This window comes from Streptomyces sp. NPDC054757 (assembly GCF_053612185.1).
Genome location: NZ_JBSHBW010000058.1, coordinates 1 through 4,919, shown reverse-complemented (window position 1 = coordinate 4,919; position 4,919 = coordinate 1). Strand labels below are relative to the sequence as shown.

5 protein-coding genes are annotated in these 4,919 nt (G+C 71.1%); 4 read left to right on the top strand and 1 reads right to left on the bottom strand.

Annotated features, from left to right (window positions below; genetic code table 11):
* Positions 1-180 precede the first annotated feature (180 nt).
* The 4 genes from ACWGKJ_RS34825 to proC all read left to right on the top strand — a co-directional run bounded on the left by ACWGKJ_RS34825 (position 181) and on the right by proC (position 3,373).
* A complete protein-coding gene (locus tag ACWGKJ_RS34825; RefSeq protein ID WP_385033989.1) occupies positions 181-639 on the top strand; it encodes a hypothetical protein in 459 nt (152 codons plus the stop codon).
* A 119-nt stretch (positions 640-758) separates the two neighbouring features.
* Positions 759-1,532 carry a class I SAM-dependent methyltransferase gene (locus ACWGKJ_RS34820; RefSeq protein ID WP_385033986.1) on the top strand — a complete coding sequence of 258 codons (774 nt, stop codon included), beginning with the start codon at positions 759-761 and terminating at the stop codon, positions 1,530-1,532.
* Positions 1,533-1,672: 140 nt separating this feature from the next.
* A complete protein-coding gene (locus tag ACWGKJ_RS34815; RefSeq protein WP_385033983.1) occupies positions 1,673-2,425 on the top strand; it encodes a class I SAM-dependent methyltransferase in 753 nt (250 codons plus the stop codon).
* Between the two features lie 138 nt (positions 2,426-2,563).
* The gene (proC, locus tag ACWGKJ_RS34810) at positions 2,564-3,373 is read left to right on the top strand and encodes a pyrroline-5-carboxylate reductase (protein WP_385033980.1); all 810 of its coding nucleotides are present in this window, start codon (positions 2,564-2,566) and stop codon (positions 3,371-3,373) included.
* 35 nt (positions 3,374-3,408) lie between these two features.
* Here the strand turns inward: proC and trpS are convergent, their stop codons facing one another.
* Positions 3,409-4,404, bottom strand: coding sequence for a tryptophan--tRNA ligase (gene trpS / locus ACWGKJ_RS34805; RefSeq protein ID WP_385033977.1), 996 nt, complete (start codon positions 4,402-4,404; stop codon positions 3,409-3,411).
* Between the last annotated feature and the right edge of the window lie 515 nt (positions 4,405-4,919).

Below are 4,919 nucleotides of genomic sequence, written 5' to 3'. Positions count from 1 at the left end.
GGGGGGTATATTGGGGCGTTGCGCTACACCGGCGAGCCGGCAACGGGCGCGCCCCGCCACACGGGCGCGGGCCCCGCGCGCCCCGCGGCCCGGGCCGACCGCGCGGGCCGGCGCGGCGGGACCAGCCGGAGCGGCGGGAGCGGCCAGGAGCGTACGCCCGGCGGGCCGCAGCCCGAGACCATCCGTTTCTTCGGTACGACCTGGGTCGGCCACGACGGCGGATACGGGATGCGGCGCGCCGCGGTCTCGGCCGGCGCCCTGGTCACGACGGTCGCCGCCTGCTTCGTGATGCGGCTCGCCTACCAGGGCGTGCGGACCGCCGACATCGGCAGCTTCGCCTCCGTCCTCTTCGTGGCCGTCTTCGCCGTCTGCAGCGCCGTCGCCTTCGCCCGCACCTGGGACGGCTTCCGGCGCCGCCCCGCCGACCCGGCCCGCGAGGAGTCCCTGCGCAGCCTCAAGGCGATCGGCTTCATCGGCTCGCTCCTCGCTTACTTCATCCGCTCCCTCACCGAGGCGCCCGGCGAACAGCTGCGGCGTACCGAGTACGAGACGGCCGCCGCCGCGTACGAGAAGCGCCGGGGCGCCCGCACCGGAAACCCGGCCGCCCGCCGCGGAAAGCCGAAGACCAGGCGCGGCTGAGCGGCGTCCCGGCCCGCCCCCGGCTCCGTATCCGTATCCGTATCCATCTCGGAACTCCGGCGTCAGGCCCCCGTTCCCGCCTCTGTTCCCCGGGACCGTCCGCCACGAAGATGTCAGGCATGACGGAACTCGCGCTGTCCTCGGACCAAGTGGCCGCCCAGTACGCCGCAGCACGCCCCGGATACCCGCCCGCGCTCTTCGACGCGGTGGAAGCGATGGCGCACCGCTCGCTCAAGGGCGCGTACGTGGTGGACGTCGGCGCAGGCACCGGCATCGCCACCGGACTGCTGCGGGACCGCGGCGCCGAAGTGGTGGCGGTTGAACCGGGCCCCGGCATGGCCGCGCAGCTGCGTTCCGCACTCCCCGACATCCCGCTGGTACGGGGCGTGGGCGACGCACTCCCGCTCGCATCGGACTGCGCCGACTTCGTGACGTACGCCCAGGCCTGGCACTGGACGGAACCGACCCGCTCGGTGCCCGAGGCCCTGCGGGTCCTGAAGCCGCGCGGAGTACTGGCCCTCTGGTGGAACGTTCCGGACCCGTCCGTCCGCTGGGCCGCGGACCAGGAGACCCGGCTGAAGAGACGCCTGCCCGAGTACTACCGCTACGGAGCGGCCCCCGGAGCCCCGGTGATCATCAAGACCCTGTACGACGGCCTCACCCCGGCCTTCCGCAGGCTCCAGTGGTCCCGCGAGGTGGACATCGACACGCACATCGCCCAGCTGGGCAGCCGTTCGTACGTGGCAGCCGCACCGGAGAGCAAGGCGGCCCCGGCACTGGCCGACGAACGGGCGGAGCTGCTGCGGATCTTCCCGGAGGGCAGGGTGCGAGAGGAGTACGTCATCAACCTCACGGCAGTACGCAAGCCCGCGGACCAGGCCCCGCGCGGTTGACGCCCCCGCACGAACAGCCGCCGCACCCCCGGGCAGTCCCCGCACCCACCCGGGCAGCCCGATCAGCTGACGCACACCAAGGTCGGTAGACGCCCCGGACCTGTGGCCGAAGTCCCCGATGCGTGGGCAGAATTGCCGGTATGACAACGATCTCGCGCGCCCACTCCTTCAACGCGGCCGCAGCCGCCTATGCGGCCAACCGCCCGTCCTACCCGCCCGCGCTCCTCGACGCCGTGGAGGAGCTGGCCGGACGCCCCCTGGCGGGGGCCAGGGTCGCCGACGTCGGAGCCGGCACCGGTATAGCCACCGCCCTCCTCCACGAGCGCGGCGCCCGGATCGTCGCGGTCGAGCCGGGCGACGGCATGACGGAACAGTTCCGCCGCACCCTGCCCGGCGTACCGATCGTGCGCGGTGACGGGAACAACCTCCCGCTCGCCGACGCCTCGGCGGACTTCATCACGTACGCCCAGGCCTGGCACTGGACCGACCCGGCCCGCTCGGCACCCGAGGCGATGCGTGTCCTGCGCCCCGGCGGCGCGCTCGCCCTCTGGTGGAACGTCTCGGACCACGGGGTCGAGTGGATCGCCGACCAGGGCGCTCGGATCCAGAGCTTCTTCGGCAGCTCCGACATCGTGCTCGGCGCACACGGCACGGCCGAGCGGACGCTGGAGACCGGCGGCCTCGGCTTCACCGACCGCACGGTCCCCTGGACCCGCGAGGTCTCGCTCGACACCCACCTCGCCAATCTGGCCAGCCACTCCGTCTTCCTGGTCGCGGGGGAGGAGGCCACCAGGGAGTTCGTCGACCAGGAGCGCGCCGTTCTCAGCGAGATCTTCCCCGGAGGCGTGGTCCGTGAGGCGTACCTGGTCGACCTCTGCGTAGCAACCCGCTGAAGCAGCACCCGGCCACCCGTCACCGCTTTCACCCCGTACCACCGGTCGGACACCCACACCGCCCCCACCACGCCCGATGCAAGGATGACCCCGAGAGAAGAACGGACAGAAGCCCCGACCGGCGAGGTGAACAGAGCCATGGCCCAGACAGTCGCAGTCCTCGGCACAGGCAAGATCGGCGAAGCCCTCCTGAGCGGAATGCTCCGCGCGGGCTGGCCCCCGGCCAACCTCCTCGTCACCACCCGCCGCCCCGAGCGGGCGGAGAAGCTCCGCACCCGCTACGGCGTGGAACCGGTCAGCAACCAGGAGGCCGCCGAACGCGCCGACATCCTCATCCTCACGGTGAAGCCGCAGGACATGGGCAAGCTCCTCGACGAGCTCACCCCCCACGTCCCGGCGGACCGCCTCGTCATCAGCGGCGCCGCCGGCATCCCCACCTCCTACTTCGAGGAGCGCCTCGCACCCGGTACGCCCGTGGTCAGGGTCATGACGAACACCCCGGCCCTGGTCGATGAGGCCATGTCCGTCATCTCGCCCGGCAGCCATGCGACGGAAGCGCACCTCGTCCACGCCGACGAGATCTTCGGTGGAGTCGGCAAGACTCTCCGCGCCCCGGAGAGCCAGCAGGACGCCGCCACCGCACTCTCCGGCTCCGGCCCCGCGTACTTCTATTTCCTGGTCGAGGCCATGACCGACGCCGGCATCCTCCTCGGCCTGCCACGCGCCCAGGCCCACGACCTCATCGTGCAGGCGGCCATCGGCGCGGCCGTGATGCTCAGGGACAGCGGTGAGCACCCGGTGAAACTGCGCGAGGCGGTCACCAGCCCGGCAGGCACCACGATCAACGCGATCCGCGAGCTGGAGAGCCATGGCGTACGGGCCGCGCTCATCGCCGCCCTGGAGGCAGCCCGCGACCGCAGCCGCGAACTGGCCTCCGGCAACGGCTAGTTGTTATCCGGGCGGGCCCAGGGGTACGGCTGCGGCTACGGCTCCAGCAGCCCCACGGCCCGGTATGCGGCATCGACCGTGGGCCGGGCCATCGCCCGCGCCCGCCCGGCGCCCCTCCTGAGGACCTCCTCCAGATACCCGGGATCGGCGACCAGCGCCGCATGCCGCTCCTGGACCGGCCGCAGCAGCTCCACCACCGCGTCGGCCGTGTCCTTCTTCAGCGCCCCGTACGAGGTGTACGTCCCGGCGAGCACCCCGGGCTCCTGTCCCGTACAGGCCCCGAGCACCTCCAGCAGGTTGGCGACCCCGGGACTGGCGACCCGGTCGTGGACGACCTCGCTCCCGCTGTCGGTCACGGCCCGCATGACCTTCTTGTGGACCACGGCGGGCTCGTCCAGCAGATAGACGATCCCCGCACCCGACGCCTGTGACTTCCCCATCTTCGACGTGGGGTCCTGAAGGTCCATGACCCGCGCGGCCACCACGGGCTCGGTGGCCTTCGGCACCACGAACGTGTGCCCGTACCGCTGGTTGAACCGCACGGCCAGATCCCGGGTCAGCTCGACATGCTGGGTCTGGTCCTCACCCACCGGCACCTCGTCGGCCGAATAGGCCAGGATGTCCGCGGCCATCAGCGCCGGATAGGTCAGGAGCGAGAGCCGCACACTGTCCCCGGACGAGCGGGCCTGCGCACTCTTCTCCTTGTACTGGATCATGCGCCGCATCTCACCGTCCGTCGCGGTGCACTCCATCAGGTACGAGAGCCGGGCGTGCTCGTCCACATGGCTCTGTACGAAGACGGTGCACTGCTCGGGATCGAGCCCGGCCGCCAGCAGCAGCGTCGCCGCCTGCCGGCTCAGTCTCCGCACCCGCGCCGGATCGTGCTCCATGGTCAGCGCGTGCAGGTCCACCACACAGAACAGCGCCTCGGCCCGGTGCTGCTCCTCCTCGGCCCAGCGCCGTACGGCACCCAGGTAGTTTCCGAGCGTCAGGTGCCCGGTGGGCTTGACCCCACTGAAGATCCGCGTCATTTCTCCACCTCTCGACAGGGGCCGCCGTCACCGGTAGCCGACTCCTGGAGGGAGAAACACGAACGGCCGCCGGAGAGGCGGCCGTTGAACGCACACGTAGATGCAGGCCGCCGTCAGGCGGCCCGCCACCGGAGGGTGTACGCACGCGTCATCATGGGCCCCACTGTAGCTCCGGGACCGCAGAGCGCGGGAGAGGCAGCACCGGCTTGACACGGGGTTGACAGCTCCGTAATGTTCTCCGAGCTGTCCGGCGTGAGCCCCGGCCCAGGCCGGTCCCCGGACAGCCATTCCGCACCAACCATTCGAACGACCGACGACTAGTCGTGTCATTCCCATGCGCTTTTGCGGAATGAGGAATCCACGTTCGAAAGAACAGCACCCCGATTAGCTCGGGAGCCAGGAATCCGCTAATGTCTCACTCGTCGGAACGGCCCAACGGCCGGGATGGCAAACCCCGCTGACTGGGGGTCAGGCCCGAAAGGATCTGATAGAGTCGGAATCGCCGGAAAGGGAAA

What these genes read in the sequence shown, in the direction of transcription:
- ACWGKJ_RS34820 (WP_385033986.1), top strand. Translation starts at nt 759, where the DNA reads ATGACGGAACTCGCGCTGTCCTCGGACCAAGTGGCCGCCCAGTACGCC.
- ACWGKJ_RS34815 (WP_385033983.1), top strand. Translation starts at nt 1,673, where the DNA reads ATGACAACGATCTCGCGCGCCCACTCCTTCAACGCGGCCGCAGCCGCC.
- proC (WP_385033980.1), top strand. Translation starts at nt 2,564, where the DNA reads ATGGCCCAGACAGTCGCAGTCCTCGGCACAGGCAAGATCGGCGAAGCC.
- trpS (WP_385033977.1), bottom strand. Translation starts at nt 4,404, where the DNA reads ATGACGCGGATCTTCAGTGGGGTCAAGCCCACCGGGCACCTGACGCTC.